This window comes from Rhodococcus jostii NBRC 16295, assembly GCF_001894825.1.
Lineage (GTDB): Bacteria > Actinomycetota > Actinomycetes > Mycobacteriales > Mycobacteriaceae > Rhodococcus_F > Rhodococcus_F jostii.
The window spans coordinates 1-3,884 of record NZ_BCWY01000193.1; the positions used below are offsets into that span (position 1 = coordinate 1).

The 3,884-nt window shown below is 67.0% G+C and carries 4 protein-coding genes and 1 tRNA gene; 2 read left to right on the plus strand and 3 right to left on the minus strand.

The window, feature by feature from the left end:
- Positions 1–44: 44 nt before the first annotated feature.
- Positions 45–116 (minus strand) — tRNA-Cys (locus RJ1_RS44525).
- Between the two features lie 150 nt (positions 117–266).
- On the opposite strand from RJ1_RS44525, the gene RJ1_RS44530 reads away from it, so the two are divergent.
- Positions 267–1,493, plus strand: a complete 1,227-nt coding sequence (locus RJ1_RS44530) for a multidrug effflux MFS transporter (protein ID WP_174695093.1) — start codon at positions 267–269, stop codon at positions 1,491–1,493.
- 54 nt (positions 1,494–1,547) lie between these two features.
- Complete coding sequence (locus tag RJ1_RS44535) at positions 1,548–2,081, plus strand: MarR family winged helix-turn-helix transcriptional regulator (protein ID WP_073371086.1); 534 nt, start codon at positions 1,548–1,550, stop codon at positions 2,079–2,081.
- A gap of 58 nt (positions 2,082–2,139) precedes the next feature.
- On the opposite strand, the gene RJ1_RS44540 is transcribed toward RJ1_RS44535, so the two are convergent.
- Positions 2,140–2,916, minus strand: a complete 777-nt coding sequence (locus tag RJ1_RS44540) for an enoyl-CoA hydratase (protein ID WP_073371089.1) — start codon at positions 2,914–2,916, stop codon at positions 2,140–2,142.
- A complete protein-coding gene (gene mmsB, locus RJ1_RS44545; RefSeq protein WP_369691073.1) occupies positions 2,913–3,845 on the minus strand; it encodes a 3-hydroxyisobutyrate dehydrogenase in 933 nt (310 codons plus the stop codon). The genes RJ1_RS44540 and mmsB overlap by 4 nt, the downstream gene beginning before the upstream one ends.
- Positions 3,846–3,884 lie beyond the last annotated feature (39 nt).

Sequence of the window (3,884 nt, forward strand, 5' to 3'; positions counted from 1 at the left end):
ACACGACAGAACCGGCAGGTGCATCACCTGCCGGTTCCCACCCGAGCGAGTGACGGGATTCGAACCCGTGTGAACGGCTTTGCAGGCCGGTACCTCAACCACTCAGTCACACCCGCATCGACCATTACTGTGCCCGCCCGGCGCCGGCGGCGCGAGAGTTGCGCTCACCGTGATTCTGAAGTGACACGGATTCTGAAGTGACACGGACTATGAAGCGACACGCCGAGGCGGGAACAAACCGCGCACCCTCGTTGCTGTCTTGCTTCATGACCGACACCGAAGAACGTGCCGCCCCGACCGACGGACGGACAACCACCCGTCCCAGCCTTCGGGTGATCCTGGTACTCGGCGCAATGGTGGCCCTCGGCCCCTTCACGATCGACATGTACCTCCCGGCACTGCCGGACATCGGAACCGACCTCGGCGCGTCGTCGTCCGCGGTGCAGCTGACCATCACCGGCACCCTTCTCGGCCTCGCCCTGGGACAGTTGATCGTCGGGCCGCTGTCGGACAGCCTCGGCCGGCGCCGACCCCTCATTGCCGGAATCGGTGTCCACGTCGTCGCATCCGTGCTCGCAGTGTTCGCCCCGACGGTGGCTGTGCTGGGAGTGCTCCGCGTCTTCCAGGGCATCGGTGCCGCCGCAGCGGCGGTGGTCGCTCTCGCCGTGGTCCGCGACCTGTTCTCGGGGAACACCGTCGCCGTGGTGATGTCCCGACTGATGCTCGTGCTCGGCGTCGCGCCCGTCCTCGCTCCGAGCATCGGCGGCGCGCTCCTCATCGCCGTCGACTGGCGCGGGATCTTCGTCGTCCTCGCCGTGATCGGCACGCTGACGGCGTTGATCGGTGTCTGGGGACTGACGGAGACGCTGCCCCCGGAGCGGCGCCGCAAGAGCAACCTGCGCGCCGTCCTGGCCACCTACTCCGGCCTGCTCGGCGACCGGGCGTTCATGGTGCTCGCCCTCGTGTCGAGCGTGGCGATGGGATCCCTGTTCTCGTACGTCTCGGGCGCGTCGTTCGTGTTCCAGGACCAGTACGGCCTCGACGAACAGCAGTTCGCGCTGCTGTTCAGCTCCGGCGCGATCGCCCTGATCGGCGCGTCGCAACTCAATGTGCGCGCCCTCGCTCGGTGGTCGCCGTTGCAGATCACGGTTGCAGCCCTCGGCTTCGCCACGGTGGCCGGGCTGGCGCTCGTCACCACCGCCCATTTCGAGTTCGGCGGACTCGTCGGGTTCGTCGTCCCGCTGTGGTTCCTCCTCGGTGGTGTCGGCTTCGTTCTGCCCAACGCCCCGGCGCTGGCCCTCGGCCGTCACGGGGAGGCCGCAGGCACGGCGGCCGCGCTGCTCGGCGCCCTGCAGTTCGGGGTCGGTGCCCTGATCGCTCCCCTGGTCGGAGTCCTCGGCAATACCGGCGTCGCGCTCGCAGTCACGATGACGGCGTGCGTGGGATTCGGGTTGGTGGCGTTGGCCGCGGCCGCGCGGGCCGAAGCACGGTAGAGACACGCTGGCCGGACTTTCGCGGCGCACCACCCGACATGGGATGATCGACGCATGCCACCACCGTCACCACTTCATCTCGACCCCATCGAAGAGGCCCACCGGCAGTGGACGAAGCACGGCTGGGGTGATGTCGCCGACGGCATGGCCGCGGTGACCTCGGTGATGCGGGCGCAGCAGATCATGATGGCCCGGGTGGAAGAGGTGCTCAAGCCGTCGGGCCTCACGTTCGCCCGGTACGAATTACTCACGTTGCTGACGTTCACCCGGACCGGCGCCCTCCCGATGGCGAAGGCCAGCGCACGCCTGCAGGTTCACCCCACCAGCGTCACCAACGCCGTGGATCGGCTCGAGACCGCAAACCTGGTACGGCGCGTCCCCCATCCGAGCGACCGCCGTGCGACGCTGATCGAAATCACCGATGCGGGAAGAAAACTGGCCGTCGAATCCACCGAACGGCTCAACGCCCAGGTGTTCTCGCAGCCCGGGGTGTCCGGAGACAAGCTCGAACAGCTCGTCACCATCCTCGCCGAACTGCGCCGCGAGGCAGGCGATTTCGACACAGGAGACACGCCCACCAAGTGGTGAGACACGACTGTCGCCCCGCACCGGGATCCCGGTGCGGGGCGACAGTCGTTTTCGGGATCTAGCGGTGCTTGAACACCGGCGCGCGCTTCTCGACGAACGCCGCCATTCCCTCTTTCTGATCCTCGGTGGCGAACGTCGAATGGAACACCCGACGCTCGAACCGGACACCCTCGGTGAGCGTGGTCTCGAAGGAGCGGTTCACGGCTTCCTTCGCCATCATCGCGACGGGAAGTGACATCTCGGCGATGATGGTAGCCGTCTTCAGCGCCTCGTCGAGCAGGTCGGCGGCGGGCACGATCCGCGACACCAGCCCGGCACGTTCGGCCTCCTCGGCGTCCATGTTCCGGCCGGTCAGGCACAGTTCCATGGCCTTGGCCTTCCCCACCGCGCGGGTCAGCCGCTGCGATCCGCCGATGCCGGGGATGACGCCGAGCTTGATCTCCGGCTGACCGAACTTCGCGGTGTCGGCGGCGATCAGGATGTCGCAGAGCATCGCCAACTCGCACCCGCCGCCGAGCGCGTACCCGGCGACCGCGGCGATCGTCGGCTTGCGGGCCGCGGCGAGGTGGTCCCATTCTGCGAAGAAGTCGTCCAGGTAGACGTCCATGTACGACTTGGGCTGCATCTCCTTGATGTCGGCGCCCGCCGCGAACGCCCGATCGGAACCGGTGATCAGAATGGCACCGATCTCCGAATCCTTCTCCAACTCTTCCACCGCCGACACGACCTCACGCATCAGCTCGGAATTCAACGCGTTGAGCGCTTTCGGGCGGTTGAGGGTGATGATCCCCACCCGGCCCTTGCGGTCGAGCAGAATGGTCTCGAAGTCGGTCACTGTTCTCCCTCGGTGGAACGTTCGCGGATGTCGTTGATGATGGCCGAGAAGTCCTGGCCACCACCACCGGCGGCGTGGAACCTGCTGTACAGCTCGGCCGCGCGCAGCCCGAGATCCGCCTCGACGCTGTTGGTCTTCAGCGCGTTCGCGGCGAGACCGAGATCCTTGTCCATCAACGCCGCGGCGAAGCCGGGCTGGTAGTCGTTGTTGGCCGGGCTGGTCGGAACCGGTCCGGGCACAGGACAGTTGGTAGTGAGCGCCCAGCACTGACCCGACGCGTTGGAGGCCACGTCGAACAGGGCCTGGTTGCTCAGACCCAGCTTCTCGCCGAGGACGAACGCCTCGCTGACGGCGATCATCGAGACACCGAGAATCATGTTGTTGCAGATCTTCGCGGCCTGGCCGTTGCCCGGATCGCCACAGTGGACGACCTTCTTGCCCATCACGTCGAGCAGCGGCTTCGCGGACTCGAAGTCGTCCTCGGTGCCGCCGACCATGAACGCGAGCGTTCCCGCGGTGGCGCCGACGACGCCACCCGAGACGGGTGCGTCCACCGAACGGTGACCAGCCTTGACGGCCTCGTCGTGCGCGGAACGGGCGTCCGCGACGTCGATGGTGGACGAGTCGATGAACAGCGTGCCCGGCTTCGCGGCCGGAAGGATCTCCGCGTAGAGCCCGAGAACATGCTTGCCGCTCGGCAGCATCGTGATGACGACCTCCACCTCGCGCACGGCCTCGACGGCCGAATCAGCGACGGTGACACCGTCTTTCACTGCCTGTTCGAGTGCGGCGGGCGCGAGGTCGAAGCCGATCACCGTATGCCCCGCCTTGACGAGATTGGCCGCCATGGGACCACCCATGTGGCCGAGTCCCAGAAATCCGACGGTAGTGCTCATAGCAGTCCCTCCTGGACGCTTGTGGCTGGTCAGTGCTGCGGCAGCGGGGCCGTCAGGCCGAGTTCGAGGTCG